Genomic DNA, 22,958 nt, shown 5'->3' with positions numbered 1-22,958 from the left:
GGTGGTCGTTTCCTAGGCGGAATCACGGAGGCTGCGGGCATAGAGATCGGCGGCCTTTATCGCCTCGACGACATCGGTAGGGGTGTAGGAGCCCGGCATCTGCTTGAGCGTCTCACCCTCGGAGCAGGCCAGTTCGGCGATGCGGTGGAGATCCTCATCGGTGGCGTCCCCGAGGTGGATCTCCTCGAGTGTGGTGGGCAGGCCGACGGACTGGAGGAATCCGATGTAGCGGTCCGCCTCCTCCTCCCCCGCGCCCTCCAGCATCAGCTGCACCCCGATCCCGAAGGCGACCTTCTCCCCGTGCGTCATGTGGTGGATGTCCCCACCTATGGCGGTGAACCCGTTGTGAATGGCATGGACCGCGGCCAGCCCGCCGTTTTCAAAACCGAGGCCGGACAGCAGCGTGTTGGCCTCGCAGATGTTCTCCAGGGCGCGGCTGACCACATGCGCCTCGTTGTCACGGAGCGCCTGGTGCGCAAAGGCGAGGATGGTCTCCTCACACTTCTCCGCCAGGGCGAGACCGGCGAGCGTGGGTCGGGCGGTGTCATCCATGCGGCGGGAGTTCGCGCGGTTGACTGCGCGGGCCTCGATGGCCGTCGCCAGCGCATCACCGATGCCGGAGCGCAGCGTGCGCACCGGTGCGTTGGCGATGATCCGCGTGTCCACGGCGACCAGGTCAGGGTTGCGGTCGTAGAAAAGGTAGGAATCGAAGACCCCCTCATCGGTGTAGATCACCGAGACGCGCGCAGTGGGGGCATCGGCGGAGACGGCGGTCGGGAACACTGCGACCGGCAGCTTCGCGTGATCGGCCACGGCTCTGGCGGTGTCGATGGTCTTTCCACCGCCGAGCCCGATGATCACCTCGTGCCCGCCGGTCCTGGCCCTTTCGGTGATCCGCTCGATCTCCCTGAGCGAGGCCTCGCCCCCGAACACCTCATGGTCGGCGGCGAGGCCGTCACCGATCAGCGATTCCTGGAGCTTCTCCCCGGCGATGCCCCACACGATCTCATCCGCAATGATCAGGGCGGAGGAGCCCAGCGGCCGCAGGTAGACGGCGGCCCGGTCAATGAGATCGATTCCCTGCACATAGCGTGCGGGGCTGGTGAACACCTTGTCGATGACGGTCACGGTTGATTCAATTTGCTCGGACACGATCAATTCCTTCCATAAGCGGTTGCCCTTGACAATCTCTGAGGTACACCCGCCACCCTAGGCGCGACGGGTCACCGCGGCATCGCGGGACGTCCACCGCGCTGCCGGCACTGCGGTCCCGTGGTTATCCTCGGGCCCATGGCACACTCCGACCCGCACTCCGACCCACACTCCGACCCGCACCGAAGCTCGATCAGATCCTTCCGCAACAATCCCGCAGACTTCCTCGCCGAGTCCCTCGGTGGTTTCATCGCCTCCCATCCCGACGCGCAATGGCACGACAGTGGTTTCATCGGCCGCGCCTCCGAGCTGAGCACGGACTCCGGTATTCCGGCGGTGGCGGTGATCTCCGGTGGCGGTACCGGCCATGAACCGATGCACGCCGGCTTCCTCGGGGCGGGCATGCTCGCCGCGGTCTGCCCCGGGCTGCTGTTCACCTCCCCGAATGCCGTCCAGATCACCGAGGCGACCCGCTGGGCGGACCGGGGCGCGGGAGTACTGCACGTGGTCAAGAACTACACCGGGGATGTGATGAACTTCCAGGTCGCACGGCAGGCGCTCGATGAAGTGGACACGAGGGTGGTGCTGGTCGATGATGACATCGCGACGCAGGACTTCGCCGATTCCGATGGGCCGGGGCGACGTGGCACCGCCGCGACGATTCTGGTGGAAAAGGTCACCGGCGCCGCGGCCCACCGCGGGTACAACCTGAGCAGGGTCGCGGAGCTGGGTCAGTGGGTGGCGGACAATTCCCGGAGCATGTCCGTTGCACTGGCACCTGGGCACCTGCCCACCAGCGGACGCGACACCTTTGATCTTCCCGTGGGGAAGATGGAACTCGGTGTCGGCATTCACGGCGAACGCGGAGTGGAAAGGCTCAACGTCGAGGAGGCCGACTCCATCGTCGCCAGACTCCTGGAGCGCATCGACGCCGCCCTCGGCCTCGACGAGGGCGATGAGGTCGTGTGCCTGGTCAACGGTCTCGGCGGAACCACAGAACTCGAGCTCCACCTGATCTACGGCTCGGTCCTGCGGGTGCTCGCCGGCAGGGGGCTGCGGGTGCGCAGGGCGATGGTCGGAACCTACGTCACCGCGGTGAACATGGCGGGCGTCTCCCTGACCCTGACCAGGGCCACCGACGAGATCGTGGAGCTTCTCGACGCCCCGACCACCGCCCCCGCCTGGCCCCGGGTGCTCGGCGGCCCCGCGGACGCCGCAGCTGCCACCCCCGCGCGTATCTTCCATCACGATGACCTGCCGGATTCGGGGGAGGAGAACGTCTGGTTGACGGGCTTTATCGCGCGCGTGCAGGGCTCCACCGATGATCTCACCGAGCTGGACCGCCTGGCCGGTGACGGCGATTTCGGACAGAACATGGATGCCGCCCTCGGCGAAATCGATCTCCCGCTGCGCGGTACCGATGCCGATGTCCTCCAGGCCCTCTCCCTCCGGCTGTTCACCCGCGCCGGCGGCACCTCGGGCGCGGTACTGGGCACGCTCTTCCGGGAACTGGGCACCGCGATGCGGGCCACGGATGACCGCGTCGCCGGGCTCGCCGCCGGACTCGACAGCGCACACCGCGCCATCACCGAGCTGGGAGGTGCCAAACAGGGCGACAACACGCTAATCGACGCCCTCATACCCGCAGCTCAAGCCGCCGCAGCCGCTACCACGAAGGATTTTTCCGGGGTCCTCGCCGACTGCTACACCGCGGCCGCGGAGGGTGCGGCCACGACGCGGGAGATGATCGCCAGGAAGGGGCGCGCCAGCTATCTCGGCGCAGCCTCCCGGGGTGTGGTGGATCCCGGCGCGATCCTCGTCGCCTGGATTTTCGGTGGCCGCGGAGACATCAGCGACTTCACCGACTAGGGCGTGGGAATGTACTCGCCGCTGACGTTGAAACTGATCTCATCGATTCCCAGCCCGTCCAGATCCCCCGACAGCGTGATGGCGAAATCGGCGGTCCTGTCGCGCTGCTCAATGACGTCGATGGTCACCTGGTCAAAGCGGTAGTGATCGCCGTAGACAACGACCGCCTCGCCGGGTTCACCGAAGGAGGAACTCACCAGGTGGTGACCGCTGAGTTCACGCCAGTCGGTGGCGGTGCCGGGGATGGTCTCGGCGCTGATGGTCAGGGTTTCGCCGAACTCCTCATCCTCATCGTCATCACCGTAGTTGTCCTCATCCGCCTCCGGCGCGTAGTCCGCCTCATCGCTGGCGACAACCACCGGTTCGCAGTCGATCTCGATGTTCAACCAGGATGAGAATCCCGTCTCATCGGGACCGTCCGCGGTTTCCAGGGACCACTCGGCCTTGGCCGGACGGATCTGGTCGGCGACCAGCTGCTGCCGCACCGGCCCGTCGTTTTCCAATGCATCGTCCGGATCGAAGACGTCGTCGTAGATCTCGCCGTCGCTCATGGTCATACACTCCTTGTGATCAGCTGAAAGCCTTGATATCTTTTCCAGTCCCGATACTAACCCGAAGCGGGAGGCGCGAGGCGGAAACACCGGGGCACATCCCCCGCGACCAAGTGGAGCAACCATACGTTCGATTCGGTTTCCGGGGGGCGTTCACGGCACGGTCAATCCGAAGTCGGCGCAGGGAAATGGCCCTGAGCCGCCCAGGACCCTCAATCGGATGAAATCTCGTGTTGATTCAGCACTCTCGAGACACGGGCTACGGTCTTCCATCCGATCCGGTAGGCAAACGTTGACGAGACGAAGAATCTCTCAAACTCAGCTGAAGTGCCCCGGGGCTGTGTTCCCCGGCGTTTACCCTGTCTTCTGTTCTTTCTGGGCAAGCCTCAAACAGGGCAGCCATGGTCAACCTTCCGAGCCCGGTGAAACGCTCTCCACATCAAGGAGCTCAGAAGGAACAAAGCTGCACCCCCGGAAACATACCGCGAAGATTCAACGCCCGCCGTTGCATCAACGATGATGGTTCCGATGATGACGATTGCGGCAAGGGGCATCGCAATGATCCCCGGACCACCGAAGTACCTCTTGGTCTGAGTGGATTGACTGTTGCTATCTTCCATTTTTTCGAAGGCACCATCGTGTCTTCGCGGTATCGATTTCTTTTCGGTGGCCATCATGAAGGATGCGCAGCAAGGATTCCACCACCGTATGTGAGTGCAACGATAAAGCCACCTCCTCGAAGTATGAACTCAACTGAACAATTCTGTGTCTCGTCCGCTTGTACCGCGGTAGCCACCGCTGGAAGCAACGTCAAACCCAGAACGCCCGCAAGCAATGCAGCTGCGGTTCATTTCGTGTCTCATCCCTCCTATGGTCTCTGGAGTATTTGGCACGCTTGCCGATAGCTCTGACCATATCGTGGGTGATGCCGCTTTCTAATTGCGGAGACATACTTTTACTCATTCGGCTACCAGGAAATGAATGCTGTTGACTTTTCGCATATGGAATGGCACTTCCTTCTGGGGGATGCGGGCCCGACCCCTCCTCGTCAGGCTGGAGCGGCACCACGCTGACAGTGCACATCAGCCCCATCGCGTAGGGGTCCGCCGTGAACTAAGGGCCCATGCTCCCAGATGACGGCCAAGGAAGCAGCACCAGGACTCTCAGAGATGCATTTTCAGGATCTGAAGAACCCTGGAGCACTACACATGCCCCGGAGTCTGGCACTGCGTACGGAGGATGAGGTTGGCTGGCCACGAAACCCTCATCTATGATGAATGCCATGTTGATGAAGGGAACCGCTTTCCTGCGGATGCGCCGCACCCGCTAAGGCGATCACCCACTCCCCGGAGAAAAAGTGACGCTGCCGTCGGCCAATTCAGCCGGGCGGTGGTTCTTCCCTGCCCGGCTCCATTCACACCGTATGGAGTTACCTCATGTCAGCATATTCCTCGGGTCGTCACGAGCACGGCCAGAATTTCCTCACCGATCCGCGCGCCGTGGATCTACTGCTCGCCCATGTTCATTCCACCTCCGGCCCCATCGTCGAAATCGGCGGTGGCGACGGTGCCCTCACCCACCCGATGGCGCACCTCGACCGCCCACTGACCGTCCTCGAGATCGATGAGCAGCTCTCGCTCCGTCTCAAATCGACGGTTGCGAATGATCACGTCCACATCATCAACGCCGATTTCCTGCGTTACCGCCTACCCGGCGATCCCCATGTGGTGATCGGCAACATCCCCTTCCACCTGACCACCGCCATACTGCGGAGGCTGCTCCGTGCGCCCGCATGGACCGACTCGGTGCTTCTCATGCAGTGGGAGGTCGCACGGCGCCGTGCCGGTGTGGGTGCATCCACGATGATGACTGCGCAATGGTCCCCCTGGTTTGAATTCACTCTCGGCGAGCGTATTCCCGCACGTTCCTTCACACCCCGGCCCGCGGTTGACGGGGGAGTCCTCATAATCAGGCGCCGCACCTCACCGATCCTCCCCGTGCAGCAGCGGAAAAGTTTCCACGAACTGGTTCACTCCGTGTACACAGGTCGGGGTCGCGGCCTCCAGGACATTCTGGAGCGGCGGCGCATCGCCCCACGCAGCGAATCCACTGCCGTAGTGGAAAGTCTCGGTATCCACCGGGCCGCCCTACCGTCGGAGTTGACCGTTGAGCAGTGGGCGGGTCTGTTCATGGGGGTTCGCCGGGGTCGTCGATAGGCAGGGAGGTACCCCGACTGGTGCGAGCAGATGCAGATCACGAAGGAGGACCGGGTGTTGTGAGCGCTGAAAGGGCCCACGACGTGCGGCTGTTCGCACCTCCATAAGCGATCATCACACAATGGCGATGGCGGCCTCCGGTGTTACCACGCGGAAACTGAAGGTCTCCTGCAGGTAGAGATCCACCACGCTGGCGTCGTGCTGGGCGTAGCCGATGGCGAGGTCCTGACCGCTCTCCATGAGGAAATCACCGCCGCGGGTGCTCAGCACCACCGCCGAGGAGATGCCCGGCGCCCAGACGATGGGACCGTCGAGAATACGGCCCAGGTGGGTGAGCAGCGGGGCTCCGCCGCGGTCACTGCCACCCTGGACGTTGATCCAGGCGTCCTCGCCGAGTGCGATGCCGTAGGGCCCGCCGATGCCGGCGTCGCGAAGCGCTGCAACCGCCGCGGCGACCCGCAGTGCGAAATCGCGGGGATCCTCACCGAGGACGATGGGCTCATGCGGTGTGGCCTGTAGGATACCGGTGATACCCACCTCGGACCAGCCGTCGATGATGGCGGCGTTTTCCACCCTCGCGATATTGAGCGCGGCGGCGTCGAGGGCATCGTAATCAACGTCCTCCGCACCGCGGGTGCCGGTTTCCAGCTCCTCGCGGGACAGCGGAAAATCGGCGCGGAGTTCGGCCAGCGGCAGCACCTGGCGGGAACGCGCGGTGACATCAGCGACCGGTGAGGCGACACCCGCCCCCACCCGACCGAGGGAGGTTGCGGAGTACTCCCAGCCGAAGGGACCGGCGAAATCCACCAGTTTCCTGGCTCCGAGGGCGACGGACACGTGGGAGGTCGCCTCCTCATCGATCTGCTTCCACATCTCCGGAGTGATCGGTGCACGCTCGCGTAGTAGATGGTTCATGTCAGTTCCTTTCGTTTTCTGTTTCCTTGAGTCCGCCGATGCCGAGTGATCCCTCCGCACCCTCATCGACCCCGGGGTCGTCGAGGGAGGCCAGGAGCTCCGCGGAGGGCGCGAAGAAGGTCGTTCCGGTCTCCGGGACCGAGAAGTCGAGGATGCGATCGTGCAGACCGGGCGGATCACCGATGAACATGCGCTCCAGCATCCTCTCAATCACCCACAACCTGCGTGAGTAGCCGATGAAAAAGGTCCCGAACTCGCCCTGCCCGGGGCTGCCGAAGGGCATGTTGTCGCGGAGAATGTCGAGCTCCTCACCGTTTTCGGTGATGGTGTTCAACGTCTTGTGGGACTTCTGCCCGACCTCGGCGTCGGCAAGCTCGACGTTGTCCGCTTTTCGACGCCCGATGATGGCCTCCTGCTCCTCGGTGCTCAGGGCGTTCCACGCCGCCAGGGGGTGAAGGTATTTCTGCACCACCACGTAGCTGCCCCCGGTAAACCGTGGGTCCTCCGCACCGACGAGCGTGGAATCGGGAAGCGCCGGGCCGACCGGGTTGGCGGTGCCGTCGACGAAGCCGAGCAGGTCGCGGGCGTCGAAGTAGCGGAACCCGGTGACCTCGTCGACGGTGCTCACCGCAGCACCCAGGGAATCCAGCAGCAGACGCTCCATCTCGAAACAGATGTCCGGGCGATCGGCGCGTATATGGAAGAGCAGGTCGCCGGGCGTGCCGATGGCCGTGTGCGTCTGGCCCACGAACTCCCTGAAAGGGTGCAGCTCGGCGGGACGCTCCATTCGGGTCAGCCCCGGCCAGATCTCGCTACCGATACCGACCGTGCACGACAGGGTGTTGCCGACATCGCGGAAGGCCACCGTTTTCACCAGATCCTCGATCCCGCTGAGTACTTCGCGCACCGAGTCCAGTGCCTGCTCTTCCTGCGCAACCTCCAACACCAGGAAACATGCCGATCGTGTCAGTGGTGCATCGACCGCCTGAACAGACGTTCCACTCTGCTCGGATCCCGCATTCGCCATCGTGTCGTCCTCCTTGGAAAATCTCTTCACCTGTAGATGCTACTCGGGAAATCGGGAGGCCGAGGGCATCCTGTAGTTCAGTGAAGGTTTCCCACAAGTTCACGGACGTGACCACCACTGGTCAAGAACCCGTCGTAGCGTCTCACCCGCGAGCCCAGCCGAGCCCGCTGACATGAAGCACATGAAAGGCAGCTAGGGCGTGTCTTGTAAAAGGTTGAGCCACGCGATCACTCCGTTGAGGACAACTGCGGCCCGGTACACGATCGCGAGCTTGTCATACCGAGTCGCGAGTCCTCGCCACTGTTTCAACCGGCAATAGCCACGCTCGATCACGTTCCTTCCCCGATACTTCTCCGCATCAAACTTCGCAGGCCTGCCACCCTGCATGCCGCGCCGCTTCCGATGCCCCTGCTGATCACGAGGTTCGGGGATCACCGCTTCGATGCCACGCCTGCGCAAGTACGCCCGGTTCGCCCGCGAGGAGTACGCCTTGTCGCAGAGCGCGGCATCGGGCCTGGTGCGACGGCCGACCCGCACTTGTTCCATGAGCGGGATGAACATCGGCGAGTCACCATCTTGTCCCGCTGAGCAAATCGTCACCAGCGGCAGGCCGCGCCCATCGACGAGCTGATGTGTTTTCGTTGACAAGCCGCCCCGAGAACGGCCGACTGCGTGGTCAGGCGGCTCGGTCAGCGGATTCTTGTAATTCGATATAGCCCTTTTTTACGCGTTTGGTGTTGGTCGCGTGCTGATGCGCACGAGCGATCGTGGAATCCACCGATACCGACCAGTCGAGCAGGCCCTCGCGGTCTGCGTACTCGTGCAGACGCGCTTGCGCCCGATCCCAGACACCATCGTCGGCCATGCGCCTATGCCACGCCCAGACCGTTTGCCAAGGCCCGAAAGCATCAGGAAGGTCTCGCCACGCGATCCCGCATCGATACCGGTAAATGATCCCCTCGACCATCAGTCGGGTGTCAAGCCCCGGGTTTTGTAGAGGGTGATTTACTTGTCGATCAGGCCGCGTAGGCCTGATACTTCTGCCATTCCTGGTGAACTTCCTTCGGCGGGCGATGAGCCAGTGCGGAGTGCAACCGGCGGTTGTTGTACCACCCGATCCACTTCGAGGTCGCCACGATCACATCGGTCAGCGCCGGCCACGTCCTGCGGTCGATCAGCTCGGCCTTGAACATCGAATTCAACGCCTCGGCCATCGCGTTGTCATAGGAGTCGCCGCGGGATCCGACCGAGGCCACGACCTTCGACTCCGCCAATGACTCGCCGTAGGTAATAGAGCGGTATTGCACTCCACGGTCGCTGTGGTGGATCAGCCCAGAGACGTCCTCACCAGCGCGAAGACGAGCCGACAGGGCCATATCCAAGGCATCGCGGGCCAACGAGACCCGCATGTGGTTCGTCACTTGCCAACCGATGATCTCACGGGTGTAGGCGTCCAACACAAACGCCGCATACACCCACCCGGCCCGGGTGGGGATATAGGTGATATCGGCGACCCACAGCATATTCGGCGCGGTCACGGCGAAGTTGCGCTCCACCAGGTCGACAGGACACTCGCCGGCGTCGGCGCTGCGAGTTGACGGTCTTTTCTTCCGCCGCCGGATCCCCTTCAGCCCGTCGGTCGCCATGAGACGCTCGACGGTGCAGCGGGCGACGTGACCGAAGGTGGCCTCGCGGTTGATCTCCGCCCACAGCTTCCGGGCGCCGTAACATGAGTAGTTGTCTTCGAAGATCCGGCGCAGTGCCCGGGTGATCTGCTTGTCCCGGATGGACCGGGCTGATTCAGGCCGTGATTTGTGGGCGTAATACGTGCTCAGGGCTATCTTCGCGCTGGTGGTGGCCAGGACGCGGATGATGGGCTCGACCCCGAACTGAGCACGGTTGTCGTCGATGAAGGTGACGATTACTTGTGTGGGCGGTCGAGCTCCGCCGCGAAAAAAGCCGAGGCTTTCTTGAGGATCTCGTTGGCGCGTTTGGCTTCGGCGAGCTCGGCCCGCAGCCTGCGGTTTTCTGTTTCCAGGTCCATCGATTCGGCCGGTGTGTCGGTTCCGGATTGCTTGTGGGTGCGGACCCAGACGCGCAGAGTTTCCTTGCTCACGCCGAGTTCGTCGGCGATGCGGGTGACCGCGCCCCGGGCGGTGACGGGATCAGCTTGAGCGTGGAGCACGAGTTCTACAGCGCGCTGCTTGAGCTCGACAGTGTATTTGGTGGGCATGTAAGGGTTTCCTTTTCCAATTTCCTACCCTCCATTAAACCCGGGGCGAACCAGGGCGTCGGCGAACGGGCGGCCCTTCTTGCCCGTGGGACCAGGCAACAAATCAGCAATCAGTGTCCATTGGTCGTCTGAGAGGAGCTGGAATCGAGACATACCTCCACGATCTCAGCTCCCACAGAATTCATTTGCAAGACACGCCCTAGTGAAGGCGTTCACTCTCCACAGCACACGCAGGATTCTCGGAACCATTGCCATTGCCTCAGCACTGGGGGTGGCGGTCGCACCCACCGGCCCCGTTCTCCAGGCGGCGGTGGCCCAGGCGGCGGAGGGCTACCCCAGTGACTCCGCCAAGCCGGACCTCGCCGCGATCCTCTCCGACTACAACACCTATTGGATCTCCGAGGGATCGAACAACCTTCACGGCAAGATCACGGAGGCCGGCACCCCGGTTCTCCAACGCAATGACGAGCTGACCTCGTGGATCAACCAGAACGCCACCGATGACCAGAGGTACAAGGCGCTGCAGGATTCCAACTTCAGCAACCAGTGGGTCACCGTCGGGCATGACGGACTCGGCGAGGTGCTGGGCAAGATCTTTGTCCAGGGCCACCTCGAAGGCAAGCTTCCCAAGCTCGAGGCACTGCTCAATGGCGACAACGGCATCGGACCGGGTTACCTGGGCACAGGCGCGGCAAAGAACGCGTTCAGCTACCCGCGTCCCTACCTCAACGTTGATCCCGCGGCCGCACCGGTCGAGGGTGACCAGTCCGATTGCGCGCCCTCGAAGGTCAACGGCTCCTCGCTCAAGGACATCCGCGCAGGCAGGACCTACACCGATGCGGAGGGCAATCTGAAGATCACCCGTGTCGCCCCGGCAACCGATGACGCCACCTACGGCAACGACGGCGGCACGCTCGATCCCGCCTACGGCGAGCCCGGCATCTGCACCGGCGGATCCTTCCCCTCCGGCCACACCACCGATGCCTACCAGATGGGAATCACCCTGGCCACGCTGGTCCCCGAGCTGGCCCCCGAACTGCTGAGCCGCGCCTCAGAGGCCGGAAACAACCGGATCGTCCTCGGTGTCCACTACCCGATGGACATCATGGGTGGTCGCATCTCCGGCGAGGCCACCGTGGCCGCACGCTGGAATGACGAGCGCTACCGCACCGAGGTCATCGAACCCGCCCGTCAGGAACTCGTGTCCTACCTCGAGCAGGAGTGCGGTGACACGATCGTCAAGTGTGCCGCCAGCGGAAAGTCCTACTCCAACGACTCCTTCGCCGGCAAGGCGCTTCCCGGCGGTACCTCCCAGCAGGTCACCGACCGCGGTTCCGCCGTCAGTGTCTACCGTGAGCGCATGACCTATGGTTTCACGCAGACCGGAGCCACCGACCGCCCAGTCTCCGTTCCTGAGTCCGCGCCCGCCCTGCTGATCACCGCCTTCCCCACGTTGAACAACGATCAGCGTCGTCAGGTTCTTGAGCAGACCGCCATCGCCTCCGGCTACCCGCTGGATTCCGCGGAGGCGAGCTGGCAGCGACTGGATCTGGCCGCCGCGACCAGTGCAACCGTACAGCTCAATGCGGACGGCAGCGTCAAGGTCACCACAACCGGTGGCCGGGCCACCGTTGTCAACGCCCCCGCTGACAACCTCTCCTCCGGTAGCAGCGCCTTCGCCTGGCTGAGCAGCTAGGAGCGCACCCCTGCATCCCGCCCCGGTGGTTTCCACCGGGGCTTTTGCCTGTCGACGCCCGGGAGACACCGCGGACGCGCCAGTGGGGGCTGCTATCCGGCGGCGCTCTCAACCAGGAGCTGGTCGGCGGGAAGCTGCGCGCCCAGGACCGGAGCCAGGTTCCGCTCGTAGCTGTCGTGGAAAAACTGCTCGCCGTTGAGTTCCGGCATCTGGCTGTTGAGCCACTCAAGCAGCGATGAATTGCCCTTGGCGACGGCTGCTGCGATAACCTCCTGATCTCCGAGCGAGGTGATACCGGTGCTGAAACCCGCCTGGGTGCCGGTCCAGGCCAGTGCCGCGGAATTGTCCACCAGCCAGGCGGTGGCGCGGCCGTCGAGAAGCGCGGCCGTCGCCTCCGAATTCTTGTCAACCTTCACCGCGCGGACGTCGGGATACCGCGAGGAAATGTAAGTCTCGGCGGTGGTGCCCCTGACCACCGCAACCCTCGCGCCATTGAGCTGAACCGGATCGGTGATCCCGGCGCTGTCCGGCGAGACAACCCCCAGCGACACCTTCATATAGGGATCGGCGAAATCGACCACCCCGAGGCGCGCGGAGTTGACCGTGAACGTGGCCAGGATGATGTCCGCCTCGCCGGACTCGACCGTCGGCACACGGGTATCGGCAGAGACGGGCACGAACTCGACATCGACGCCGAGGTCCTCACCGATGCGGTTGGCGTAGTCGATGTCGAAGCCGGAGTACACGCCGTGGTCATCAACGACACCGAATGGCGGACGATCCGGGTAGACGCCGATGCGTACCGTCCCGGACTCCCTGATCTCATCGACACCGCGGCCACTGTTGAACGCCACCGCGGGATCGGAGCTCTCGCTCGACGCGCAGCCGGAAACCGCCAGCACCATGATGGCGACGACTACCGCGACCACCCTGGAACCTGCTCTTCCGGGGAAGCTCCCCGCCGAACGAAAGATACTCATCGCTGTACTCCATTGTACTGTTGTGAGGATGGCGGGCCGGATTCACTCTACGATCAACTTATCGCCGATATATGCGCAATGGAATGGAACGCCGGTGTAATCACGCTCACTAGCGGCGACGGATGCGGCGTTCCGGTCGGATGATCCTAGTTCGGTTCCCTGCGTCCAAGGCGCACCTTCTTCACCTCACGCACCTTCTCCACATCGGCATCCTTGAAGCCGAAGAACCAGGTCAGTGTGAACGCCACCGTCAGCGCGGCACTCGAGGCGATGAGGAAGCCCCAGAAACTGAAGTCCATGCCCTCCGGGTTGATGAAGGAGGTGAATCCGATGAGCGATCCGGTGAATCCCCACATGTTGACATTGAACAACCCGGTGAGCAGGCCACCGACCGCTCCGCCTATGGAAGCCATGATGAACACCCTGCCGTACTTGAGGTTGACACCGTACATGGCGGGCTCGGTGATACCGCAGAACGCGGAGATGGCCGCGGGCCCGGAAAGTGTCTTGATCTTCTCGATCCTGGTCTTGATGAACACGGCGAGCACCGCTCCGCCCTGGGCGACCATCGTCGCGGAAATGATGGCGTTGAGATAGGAGTTTCCGTTCGCCGCGATGTCCTGGGCGACCAGAGGAATGACCGCCCAGTGCAGGCCGAAGATCACCAGTGACTGGTACAGTCCGCCGATAATGGTGCCCGAGATCGTCGGGGAGAGATCGTAGAGTCCCTGGATGCCCGCGGCGATTCCGGTGGAGATGAAGGTGACCACGGGACCGAGGATCAGCAGGATGGCGACGGAGACGATGACCACCTCAAACAGGGGAACGAAGATCATGCGCACCATGTTCGGGATGACCTTTTTCAGCCAGGGCTCAATCTTCGAGGCCAACCAGGCCGCGACGATGATCGGGAAGATGGAGTAGGAGTAGCTGGCCATGTGGAACGGTATGCCAAAGAAGTCCGAGTTCAGTGACATCCCGAGAATGGCGTTCTCCCCCTCGGTCTCTGATATGGCCACGAGGTTCGGATAGCACAGCACGCCACCGATGATCGAGACGATGATCGGGTCCGCCCCCAGTCGTCTCGCCGCGGTGAATCCGACGAAGATCGGCAGGAAGAAGAACACCGCGTCGCTCATCGCGTTGATGATCTGATAGGTGTTCGACACATCGGTGATCACGTTGAAGGTCAACAGCAGGGAGAGGATTCCCTTGATGATGCCGGAGGCGGCGAGCAGGCCGATGACCGGAATCATTGAACCGGTGATCACCCCGATGAGCTCCGAGAATCCGTACTTCACCCATCCCACGGCGGTGGTGGGCCGCTCCCGCGGTACCTCCTCGGCACCGTCGTCGGTGGCACCGTCGCCAAGTTGTGCGGTGATCGCCTCGTAGACATCCTCGACATCGGCGCCGATGACCACCTGATACTGGCCACCGGCCTTGACCACATCGATGACACCGTCGAGGTCGGCGACCACCTCGTCATCAGCCCTGCCCTCATCCTTCAGGTAGAAGCGCACCCTGGTGATGCAGTGGGTGACACTGCGGACGTTCTCGGCACCACCGATGTTGTGGATGATGTCCCAGGCGGTGGCATCGAAACCACTGAGATCGCCGGGGCGTTCGGCCAGGGCCACGGCACCGGCCACATCACCGGGCGGGTCGGATGCGGAATCGGTCGCCCCGCCGGCCGATTCGGCCTGCGCCCCGCGACCGGAAGCGGTGGCACCCGGATCCTTCAGGTGCACTGTGGCCACCTCATCACCGGCTGCGGCCTCACCAGGGATGATGTCAATGGACTCGACCTTCTTCTTCGAATTCGTGACTATCACCACCGTGGTGGTGGATTTGCCCGCGGCGGTAATCTCATCGACATCCATGGTGGCGATCTTCTGCCCCGCGGTGACCTCATCGCCCTTCTCCACATCGATGGTGAAGGGACGGCCCTCCAGTTCGACGGTGTCGATGCCCAGGTGGACCAGGAACTGCAGACCCGATGCGGTTTTGATCCCCACTGCGTGTCCGGTCTTGGCCACCATCATGATCGTTCCGGTGACCGGTGAGCGGACCTCCCCGCCCGGGGTGTCGGTGATGCCGAATCCCTCCCCCATCGTCTTCCGGGAGAAGACCGGATCCGGTACCTCGGTGATATCGATGATGGTGCCCGTAATCGGGGAAACCACCTGTTCAGTCGTCATTTTTTACTCCTTGGTGTAGTGCGAGCGCCTGATAGGGCGCAAGGGAAAGGTCCGGCACGATGACCGTGCCGGACCCGGGATAGTTGTCAATGAGGATTTCGCCGCCGAGGAAGCGGTGCGGGATCGGGATGCTCGTCGCCTCACCGGTGAGGTTGCACAGCACCAGGATCTCGGAGTCGTCCTGTCTGCGGAGATAGGCGTAGACGCCTTCATGGTCCGCGTCCCATATCCGGTAGCTGCCGTGGGATATGGCCCGCCGGTGTTTGCGCAGTGCGATCAGGTCCCGGTAATGCTGGAAGATCCGGCCGGTGGCCAGTTCATCCGCGACGTTGATCCGCTCCTGGTTCGTCGGAGCCAACCATGGTGTGCCCTCGGTGAAGCCGGCGTTCTTCCCACCGTCCCACTGCATCGGGGTGCGCCCGTTGTCGCGGGATCGGGCGTGGACGATCGCGAACGCCTTCTCCGGATCGACATCGGCCTCGAGCAGTGCCTGATAGGCGTTGAGGCTCTCGATATCAACGTAGTCATCAATCGAGGTGTACTCGGGATCGGTCATGCCGATCTCCTCGCCCATGTAGATGAAGGGGGTGCCGCGGAGCAGATGGATCATTGTGGCCAGCATCGTCGCCGATTCCACACGCAGGGCCTCCGGATCACCGAATCGGTCGAGGGCCCGGGGTTGATCGTGATTGTTCAGGAACAGCGCGTTCCATCCGCCACCCTCCTCCATCCCCTCCGCCCATTCGTTGAGCACCCTCTTCAGGTCGGCGGGGACATAGGGGGCCAGCGCCCATTTGTTTCCATCCAGGTAGTCGATCTTGAGATGGATGAAGCTGAAGACCATATCCAGGACCCCGGCGTCGGGGTTGGTGTAGGCCACGCAGCGTTCGATGCTGGTGGAGGACATCTCGCCCACCGTCACCGGGTCCGGCAATCTGCCGTATGAACTGGAGTTCAGCTCCCGGAGATAGGGGATCACATCGGGTCCGTCGGTGTACATGACCCTGGGATCCACGCCCTCGGCGGACGATGCCAGCTCGGGCAGCTTCCCGATCAGGTTGACCACGTCGAAACGGAACCCCGTCACCCCCTTTGCGATCCAGAAGTTGACCACGTCCGCCATCTCGCGCCTGACCTCGGGATTGCGCCAGTCGAGATCGGCCTGGGTGGGATCGAAGAGGTGGAGATAGTACTCACCGGAATCCCCGAAGGGTGCCCACGCTGCACCACCGAATTTGGATTCCCAGTTGTTCGGCAGTCCGCCGTCGGGGTGTGGTGGCCGGATGATGTAGTAGTCACGGTAGCGTCGCTCCCCGGCCAGCGCCCGTTGAAACCACTCATGGCTGGTGGAGGTGTGGTTGAACACCATGTCGAACATCACGCCGATATTGTGGTCCCGAAGCTGGCTGATGAGCTTCTCCACATCCTCCATCGTTCCCATGGAGGGATCGACGTTGAGATAGTCCGCGATGTCATAGCCGTTGTCATGCTGCGGCGACACGAAGAAGGGGCTGATCCACACCATGCCCACTCCGAGGTTGACCAGATGGGGAATCCTCTCGATGATTCCGCGGAGATCACCCACTCCGTTGCCATCCGAATCCTGGAAGGACTTCGGGTAGATCTGGTAGATCACCTTGTCTCGAAAGGTCACAGCAACTCTTCCCTTCCCAATCCTCAAAGCGTGGGTCCTGGTCGACATCGTGCGTGTCACGCCAGCCTATACGGTTTTCCTGTGAGGTGAATCACTGACCGCTAAGTGGTCTCCCCGCCCGGGCGGACAGGCACGCCGTCTGCCCTACACTCGGCTGAAAACCAGGAAAAGGAAGAAGGAGGAGAAGATGAAAAGGTACATGAGCGCAGTGATCCTCGGCGGCGCCGTAATTCTCGGTGGTTGCTCCACCACCGATGAGACCCCGACCCCGGACACCGCACAAACGGAAACGGCAACGACCGGGAGCCCGGATGCGCACGGCCACCACAATCACGACACCGACGGAGCAGCGGTCCCCGAAGCGATGGTACCGGCAGACAACCCGACCTATCCGGTGGGATCGACGGTCCGGCTGAACACCGCGCATATGGAAGGAATGCAGGGCGCGGAGGCGCGGATTGTCGGGGCCTACCGAACCTACGCCTATGCCGTGGACTACATTCCGACCACCGGGGGCGAGGAGGTGCGGGACCACAAATGGGTGGTGCAGGAGGAGATCCTGGATGCCGAGCCCGACCGCATTCCCGACGGCACGGAGGTGACACTGCTCGCCGACCATATGGACGGCATGGAGCGGGCGCGGGCGACGGTGGTCGGCTCCACGGATGAGACGGTCTACGTCGTCGACTACGACATGGACGGTATGACCATGCACAACCACATGTGGGTGGTGGAAAGCGAGATCGAACCGCTGTCCTAGCTGTACTGACCGCGACCCGACAGCCGCGCGGAATCTTCGGCCAGCGCCGCATGGGCTTCAGGGGCATCATGGTAACCATGGAGAATATGGATTCAATGGACATGAGCCACGCTGAACACCATCACCACATGGACCATGTGGCAATGTTTCGCCGCCTGTTCTGGATCACTCTCATCCTGGCGGTGCCCGCGGTCGCCCTGTCCCCGATGTTCGCCGCGCTGATCGGATATTCACTGCCCGATTCGGTGCTGCTGCACAGCGTGTCCCCCCTGCTTGGTACGGTCATCTTCATCTGGGGCGGACGCCCCTTCCTCAGCGGGGCGGTCAGCGAGATCCGCGGACACAAACCGGGAATGATGCTGCTCATCGGACTGGCCATCACCGTGGCCTTCGTCTCCTCCTGGGCGTCGACGCTGGGATTCTTCAGCCATGAGCTGGACTTCTGGTGGGAATTGGCGCTACTGGTCCTCATCATGCTGCTGGGCCACTGGATCGAGATGCGTTCCCTGGCCAGGACCACCTCCGCGCTCGATTCGCTGGCCTCACTCCTACCCGACCGCGCCGAGAAACTCGATGGGGAGAAGGTGATCAGCCTCGCCCCCGATGAGCTGAAGGTCGGTGATGTGGTCATCGTGCGCCCCGGTTCCACGGTGCCCGCCGATGGCCGCATCATCGACGGTGCCGCCTCGGTGGATGAGTCGATGATCACCGGCGAGTCCCGCCCGGTGCACCGTGGTCTCGGCGACACCGTCGTCGCGGGTACCGTGTCCACCGATTCCGGACTCCGGGTGCAGGTCACGGCCACGGGAGACAACACCGCCCTGGCCGGTATCCGGTCGCTGGTCGAGCAGGCCCAGCACTCCTCCTCGCGGGCCCAGCGTCTCGCCGACCGTGCGGCCGCCCTGTTCTTCTGGTTCGCACTCGGCTCGGCGGTGGTCACCGCGATCGTGTGGTTCTCCCTGGGACGCCCGGATGCCGCGGTCGTACGTGCGATCACCGTTCTCGTCATCGCCTGCCCCCACGCCCTCGGTCTGGCGATACCGCTGGTCGTCTCTATCGCCACCGAGCTCGCAGCCCGCAACGGAATCCTGATCAAGGACCGACTGGCGCTGGAATCAATGCGCACCGTCAACACCGTGTTCTTCGACAAGACCGGGACGCTGACCCTGGGCGAGCCGACCGTGACCGAGATCAGGGGTGAGGATTCGAAGCGGGTTCTCTCCTTAGCGGCCGCCGTGGAGGCCGGTAGCGAGCATCCCCTGGCCAGGGCCATTGTCCGTGCGGCACGGGATCGCGGACTCACCGTCCCCGCCGCCGATGACTTCCAGTCCTCCCCCGCCGTCGGTGTCCGCGCCACCGTCGCGGGGCAGGTCGTTGAGGTCGGCGGTCCGCATCTGCTCGAACTCCACGGGATCACCGCCACCACCGACGACGATGCCACGGTGTTGCATGTGCTCGTCGACGGCACCGTCGCCGGCACCCTGCTTCTCGACGACGCCGTGCGCCCGCAGTCCCGCCCCACCGTCGACGCCCTGCACGCACGGGGCACCGAGGTGGTGATGATCACCGGTGACGCACCCGCCGTGGCGAACCGTGTCGCCTCCGAGCTCGGCATCGACCGTGTCTTCGCCGGGGTTCGCCCGGAGGATAAGGAGAAGGCCATCGCCGAGCTGCAGGCCGAGGGCCGTACCGTGGCCATGGTCGGCGACGGCGTCAATGACGCCCCGGCCCTGGCCCGCGCCGATGTCGGAATCGCCATCGGCGCCGGGACCGACGTGGCGATCGCCTCGGCCGGCGTGATCCTCGCCTCCTCCGATCCGCGTTCGGTGCTCTCGGTGATCACGCTGTCGGAGGCTGCCTACCGGAAGATGAAGCAGAACCTGTGGTGGGCGGCGGGATACAACCTCGTCGCGGTACCCCTGGCAGCCGGCGTGCTCGCACCGGTGGGGTTCGTCCTGCCGATGAGTGTGGGGGCGATCCTCATGTCCGCATCCACGGTGGTGGTCGCACTCAACGCCCAGCTGCTGCGCCGCCTGCGGCTCTAGATACCGCTACACCCATGTGCCTGTGGCGGGAACGTCGGTGCTCAGCGAAACATGCTCCGGACCGAGCTCATCCAGCCGGTTCACCCCGAGCAGCCGGATGGTCCTAGTCATCTCCGCCCGCATGATCTCCAGCATCCGGGCCACGCCGGCGGTGCCACCGGCCATGAGTCCGTACATATAGGCCCGTCCCACCAGGGTGAAGTCCGCACCCTGCGCCACCGCGGCGAGCACATCGGCACCGCTCATGATGCCGGTGTCCAGGCCGATGGTCACCTGATCACCGAGCGCCTCGCGGACCTTCGGCAGCAGATGCAGGGGGACGGGGGCGCGGTCGAGCTGGCGTCCGCCGTGGTTGGACACGATCACGCCGTCGGCACCGTGGTCGATGCAGCGGCGGGCATCCTCGACGGTCTGCAGGCCCTTGCACATGAGGTTGCCGGGCCAGGCCTCACGGATCCAGTCCAGGTCATCAAAGGTCAGCGAGGGATCGAACATCGTGTCCACCAGGCTCGCAACGGTGCCGCTGTGCCGGGAGATCGAGGCAAAGCTCAACGGTTCGTGGGTGAGGAAGTTGAACCACCATTCGGGCCGGTAGGCGGCATCTACCACCGTCTTCAGCGTCAGCTGCGGGGGAATGGTCATGCCGTTGTGGACATCGCGGAGCCGGGCGCCGGCGATGGCGGTGTCGACGGTGACCAGCAGAGTCTTGAAGCCGTTGTCCCAGGCCCTCTGGATGAGTTCCCTGGAACGCTCACGGTCGCGCCACAGGTAGAGCTGGAACCAGTTAGTCCCGTCCGGGGCGTGCCCGGCCACATCCTCGATCGATGCGGTCCCCATCGTCGACAAGCAGAACGCGACGCCGGCGTCAGCGGCGGCGGCCGAGCCCGCGTACTCGCCCTCCGAGTGCATCATCCGGGTGAAGCCCGTGGGTGCCAGACCGACGGGCATGGACCAGCGCTCCCCGAACACAGTGGTGCTCAGATCGGCATCGGAGACATCGCGGAGCACGCCGGGGTGAAACTGCACATCGCGGTAGGCTGTGCGGGCGCGGTGCAGCGAGATCTCCGCCTCGGCTGCGCCATCGACATAGTCGAAGGGAGCCTTCGGGGTGAGTCGCCTGGCGATGTCCCGCAGGTCCCAGACACTGGCGGCCTTCGCCAGGCGACGCTGCTTGAAATTCAGCGTCGGCGTGGCGAAGTTCATCAGCGGGCGAAGCTCCGAATACGAGGGCAACCGGCGTTTGAGTGCGGTGGGGGTGGGACGTGACATTGGATTCTCTCTTCCCGAAGGTGGACTTTCCCGGTGACTACCGGACAATATTCAACGTACTCCGGGGGCGCACATCCGAACCCCGACTGATAACTTGGCACCAACGCCCGCCAGACAGAAGGATGTCATGTCACACCGCAACCGGACCCTCTCCGTGGTTATACCCTGCCTCAACGACGCGGATCTGCTGCGGACATGCCTGACTTCCATAAGCGAGCAGACCACCGCCCCCGACGAGGTCATCGTGGTGGATAACGGCAGCACCGACGACTCCGCGGCGGTCGCCCGCGCCATGGGCGCCACCGTGATCACCGAACCCCGGCGTGGCATCACCTGGGCGAATGCCGCGGGTCTCACCGCCGCCTCCGGCGACGTGCTCCTGCGTATCGACGCCGACGTCACCCTCCCTCCCCCCTTCATCGAGCACCTCCACCGCACCTGGGATGCGGCGGAGCGGTCCGGACCCCGCAGGGTGGTGGCCATCACCGGTGCCGGTGTCTTCACCTCCGCCCGCGGTGAGCTGGCCGGCGGACTCTATCTCGGTGCCTACCGTTTCTGCACCGGCCTGGCGCTCGGACACTATCCCTTGTTCGGCTCCAACTGCTGCATCCGGCGCGACTGGTGGGAATCCGTGCGCTCGGAGGTGGACATTGCGGACACCTTCGTCCACGATGACATGCAGCTCTCCTTCGCGGTCCGCGCCGATGAGACGGTGTGGTTCCAGGAGGATCTCGTGGTCTCGATGGACTCCCGGGCGCTCCGCGGCGCGGCCCAGCTGTGGACCCGCTTCGCCCGCGGTTTGCACACGGTGTTTGCCTCATGGCGCGCGCAGCCGCCCCACCGCAGGCTCGCCTCTCGAGGCACCACCTGGCGTTAGGTCCACCCGCGTAACAAACTCCGTGCAATGGGCATTATGTCCCCGCATTTGCCCAGGAGTTATCCGGCTCTTCGCGTTTCGGAGTGCGTAGCTGACCACGAGGTGGGGTTCGGGGTGGCACAACATAGAGGGGCCCTGGCCGGTACAAGATGAGAGTTACCACACCATCATCTGACCGAACCAGGACCCTACTGTGCAGCCTAGTGGCAACCTCGTCGCCGACACCATCTGCCGCACCGCGGAAATCGGCCTGACGATCACCGGTGCCGCCGACGCCGGAAACATCACCATCATCGACGCCACCCCCGTGACCGTGAACAACCTCTGCCCGGACTGCGGACAGTCCGGGAAGCTGCGCGACCACACTCTCCGCCGGCTCGTCGCCCTGCCGGTCGTCGGGTCCCCCACCCGCCTGCACGTCCGCGTCCCCCGTTTCACCTGCAGCAATCTGTCCTGTGCCAGGAAGATTTTCCAGGCTTCACTCAACTGCGCTGATGACGGGGCCAAGATCACCCACCGGGTCACCCGCTGGATTCTCCAGCGCCTGGCGATCGACCGGATGAGCGTGTCCGCCACCGCCAAAGCACTCGGCGTGGGCTGGGAACTGGTCAACCAGGTCGCACTCGATGCCTGCCGGAGCCTCGTCTACGACGACCCCGGACATCTGGACGGCGTGCGCATCCTCGGCGTCGATGAGCACGTCTGGAAGCACACCCGACGACCGACTGAGCCGTCCAATCTGGTGACCATCCTCGTCGACCTCACCCCGCTGGTGGATGGCCGTGGGCATGCCCGCCTGCTGGACATCCGTCCCGGTCGTAGCGCGCAGGTGCTGCGCACGTGGCTGCAGGAACGCGACCCTGATTTCCGGGAAAACGTGCAGGTGGTGACGATGGACGGGTTCACCGGCTATGCCTCAGCCGTGGACCAGGTGCTCCCGGATGCCCGCAAGGTGATGGACCCGTTCCATGTGGTGCATCTGGCTGCCGACAAGCTCACCGGGTGCCGGCAACGCCTCCAACGTGAGACGACCGGGCGGCGTGGGCGCAAGGATGATCCGTTGTACAAGTACCGGAGGACCCTGTTGACCAGGACGAACTATCTCACCGACCGGCAGAAACAACGACTCGACATGTTGTGGGCCACCGACGATGACTACGTCGCCCTGGAAGTGACGTGGTTGTTCTACCAGGATCTGATCGCAGCCTACGGGCATCCGAAGAAGTCGGAGGGCAAGAAGCTGATGAGCAGGGTGATCAACAGCATCCGCAAGGGGCTACCCGCAGGGCTGGAGGAACTCGCCCAACTGGGGCGGACCCTGTGGCGCCGACGCGAAGACGTGCTCGCCTATTTCGACATCGGCGCGTCCAACGGCCCGGTCGAAGCGATCAATGGTCGGCTGGAGCACCTGCGCGGGATCGCACTCGGGTTCAGGAACATCAACCACTACATATTGCGGTGCCTGATCCACTCCGGACAGCTGCAGGGAAAGATCAACGCACTCTAAATCGTG

The 22,958-nt window shown here is 63.7% G+C and carries 18 protein-coding genes, 2 pseudogenes and 1 other annotated feature; of the genes and pseudogenes, 7 read left to right on the top strand and 13 right to left on the bottom strand.

All coding sequences use genetic code 11. The features are described 5' to 3' along the window. Nucleotides 1–12: 12 nt before the first annotated feature. Nucleotides 13–1,152 (bottom strand): glycerol dehydrogenase, encoded by a 1,140-nt coding sequence (locus B7E02_RS01985; RefSeq protein ID WP_245802128.1) that lies wholly within the window; start codon nucleotides 1,150–1,152, stop codon nucleotides 13–15. Nucleotides 1,153–1,290: 138 nt separating this feature from the next. Between B7E02_RS01985 and B7E02_RS01980 the strand changes: the two genes are divergently transcribed. Continuing rightward, nucleotides 1,291–3,021 (top strand): dihydroxyacetone kinase family protein, encoded by a 1,731-nt coding sequence (locus B7E02_RS01980; protein ID WP_080792476.1) that lies wholly within the window; start codon nucleotides 1,291–1,293, stop codon nucleotides 3,019–3,021. On the opposite strand, the gene B7E02_RS01975 is transcribed toward B7E02_RS01980, so the two are convergent. Further along, nucleotides 3,018–3,572, bottom strand: a complete 555-nt coding sequence (locus B7E02_RS01975) for a hypothetical protein (protein WP_143336603.1) — start codon at nucleotides 3,570–3,572, stop codon at nucleotides 3,018–3,020. The genes B7E02_RS01980 and B7E02_RS01975 overlap by 4 nt on opposite strands. Before the next feature lie 1,436 nt (nucleotides 3,573–5,008). Between B7E02_RS01975 and erm the strand changes: the two genes are divergently transcribed. After that, the gene (erm, locus tag B7E02_RS01965) at nucleotides 5,009–5,788 is read left to right on the top strand and encodes a 23S ribosomal RNA methyltransferase Erm (RefSeq protein WP_143336602.1); all 780 of its coding nucleotides are present in this window, start codon (nucleotides 5,009–5,011) and stop codon (nucleotides 5,786–5,788) included. Between the two features lie 114 nt (nucleotides 5,789–5,902). Here erm and B7E02_RS01960 read toward each other — a convergent pair whose 3' ends face one another. From B7E02_RS01960 to B7E02_RS01935, 7 genes and pseudogenes are all read right to left on the bottom strand, one after another. Beyond that, nucleotides 5,903–6,703, bottom strand: a complete 801-nt coding sequence (locus tag B7E02_RS01960; RefSeq protein WP_080792471.1) for a family 1 encapsulin nanocompartment shell protein — start codon at nucleotides 6,701–6,703, stop codon at nucleotides 5,903–5,905. A 1-nt stretch (nucleotide 6,704) separates the two neighbouring features. Further along, nucleotides 6,705–7,730 carry a Dyp-type peroxidase gene (locus B7E02_RS01955; RefSeq protein ID WP_080792468.1) on the bottom strand — a complete coding sequence of 342 codons (1,026 nt, stop codon included), beginning with the start codon at nucleotides 7,728–7,730 and terminating at the stop codon, nucleotides 6,705–6,707. A 192-nt stretch (nucleotides 7,731–7,922) separates the two neighbouring features. Beyond that, the gene (locus B7E02_RS14480; RefSeq protein WP_218672379.1) at nucleotides 7,923–8,423 is read right to left on the bottom strand and encodes an IS5 family transposase; all 501 of its coding nucleotides are present in this window, start codon (nucleotides 8,421–8,423) and stop codon (nucleotides 7,923–7,925) included. Further along, the gene (locus B7E02_RS14840; protein ID WP_245802125.1) at nucleotides 8,407–8,595 is read right to left on the bottom strand and encodes a hypothetical protein; all 189 of its coding nucleotides are present in this window, start codon (nucleotides 8,593–8,595) and stop codon (nucleotides 8,407–8,409) included. The genes B7E02_RS14480 and B7E02_RS14840 overlap by 17 nt, the downstream gene beginning before the upstream one ends. 33 nt (nucleotides 8,596–8,628) lie before the next feature. Next, nucleotides 8,629–8,766 (bottom strand): annotated as a pseudogene (locus B7E02_RS14880) (transposase); the annotation flags it as partial. Beyond that, nucleotides 8,747–9,640 carry an IS3 family transposase gene (locus tag B7E02_RS14275; RefSeq protein ID WP_245802197.1) on the bottom strand — a complete coding sequence of 298 codons (894 nt, stop codon included), beginning with the start codon at nucleotides 9,638–9,640 and terminating at the stop codon, nucleotides 8,747–8,749. The pseudogene B7E02_RS14880 and the gene B7E02_RS14275, both read right to left, overlap by 20 nt. Further along, nucleotides 9,563–9,691: a sequence feature (AL1L pseudoknot), on the bottom strand. Its footprint overlaps the gene before it by 78 nt. Continuing rightward, entirely contained in the window at nucleotides 9,652–9,963 is a 312-nt protein-coding gene (locus B7E02_RS01935) for a transposase (RefSeq protein WP_080792459.1), read from the bottom strand. It overlaps the preceding feature by 40 nt. Before the next feature lie 202 nt (nucleotides 9,964–10,165). Between B7E02_RS01935 and B7E02_RS01930 the strand changes: the two genes are divergently transcribed. Beyond that, nucleotides 10,166–11,659, top strand: a complete 1,494-nt coding sequence (locus B7E02_RS01930; protein ID WP_080792457.1) for a phosphatase PAP2 family protein — start codon at nucleotides 10,166–10,168, stop codon at nucleotides 11,657–11,659. 92 nt (nucleotides 11,660–11,751) lie between these two features. Here the strand turns inward: B7E02_RS01930 and B7E02_RS01925 are convergent, their stop codons facing one another. The 3 genes from B7E02_RS01925 to B7E02_RS01915 all read right to left on the bottom strand — a co-directional run bounded on the left by B7E02_RS01925 (nucleotide 11,752) and on the right by B7E02_RS01915 (nucleotide 16,494). Next, nucleotides 11,752–12,639, bottom strand: coding sequence for a transporter substrate-binding domain-containing protein (locus tag B7E02_RS01925; protein ID WP_080792454.1), 888 nt, complete (start codon nucleotides 12,637–12,639; stop codon nucleotides 11,752–11,754). Nucleotides 12,640–12,785: 146 nt separating this feature from the next. After that, entirely contained in the window at nucleotides 12,786–14,840 is a 2,055-nt protein-coding gene (locus B7E02_RS01920) for a PTS sugar transporter subunit IIABC (protein ID WP_080792450.1), read from the bottom strand. Then, nucleotides 14,830–16,494 (bottom strand): alpha,alpha-phosphotrehalase, encoded by a 1,665-nt coding sequence (locus tag B7E02_RS01915; RefSeq protein WP_143336599.1) that lies wholly within the window; start codon nucleotides 16,492–16,494, stop codon nucleotides 14,830–14,832. The genes B7E02_RS01920 and B7E02_RS01915 overlap by 11 nt, the downstream gene beginning before the upstream one ends. 187 nt (nucleotides 16,495–16,681) lie before the next feature. Between B7E02_RS01915 and B7E02_RS01910 the strand changes: the two genes are divergently transcribed. Both B7E02_RS01910 and B7E02_RS01905 read left to right on the top strand, forming a co-directional pair. After that, nucleotides 16,682–17,254, top strand: a complete 573-nt coding sequence (locus tag B7E02_RS01910; RefSeq protein ID WP_080792442.1) for a YdhK family protein — start codon at nucleotides 16,682–16,684, stop codon at nucleotides 17,252–17,254. 64 nt (nucleotides 17,255–17,318) lie between these two features. Then, nucleotides 17,319–19,299: pseudogene (locus tag B7E02_RS01905) on the top strand (copper-translocating P-type ATPase); the annotation flags it as partial. Nucleotides 19,300–19,305: 6 nt separating this feature from the next. Here the strand turns inward: B7E02_RS01905 and B7E02_RS01900 are convergent. Then, on the bottom strand, nucleotides 19,306–20,568 hold the full coding sequence (locus tag B7E02_RS01900) for an alpha-hydroxy acid oxidase (protein ID WP_080792439.1): 1,263 nt from the start codon (nucleotides 20,566–20,568) through the stop codon (nucleotides 19,306–19,308). A 127-nt stretch (nucleotides 20,569–20,695) separates the two neighbouring features. Between B7E02_RS01900 and B7E02_RS01895 the strand changes: the two genes are divergently transcribed. After that, nucleotides 20,696–21,445: a glycosyltransferase family 2 protein gene (locus B7E02_RS01895; protein ID WP_080792436.1), complete on the top strand. Its 750-nt coding sequence runs from the start codon at nucleotides 20,696–20,698 to the stop codon at nucleotides 21,443–21,445. A gap of 193 nt (nucleotides 21,446–21,638) precedes the next feature. Beyond that, nucleotides 21,639–22,952, top strand: coding sequence for an ISL3 family transposase (locus B7E02_RS01890; RefSeq protein WP_080792432.1), 1,314 nt, complete (start codon nucleotides 21,639–21,641; stop codon nucleotides 22,950–22,952). The last annotated feature ends 6 nt before the right edge of the window (nucleotides 22,953–22,958 follow it).

It is taken from the genome of Corynebacterium pacaense (genome assembly GCF_900169525.1).
Lineage (GTDB): Bacteria > Actinomycetota > Actinomycetes > Mycobacteriales > Mycobacteriaceae > Corynebacterium > Corynebacterium pacaense.
Note: the sequence above shows the minus strand (reverse complement) of the source record. Positions and strands in the feature narration are given on the sequence as shown.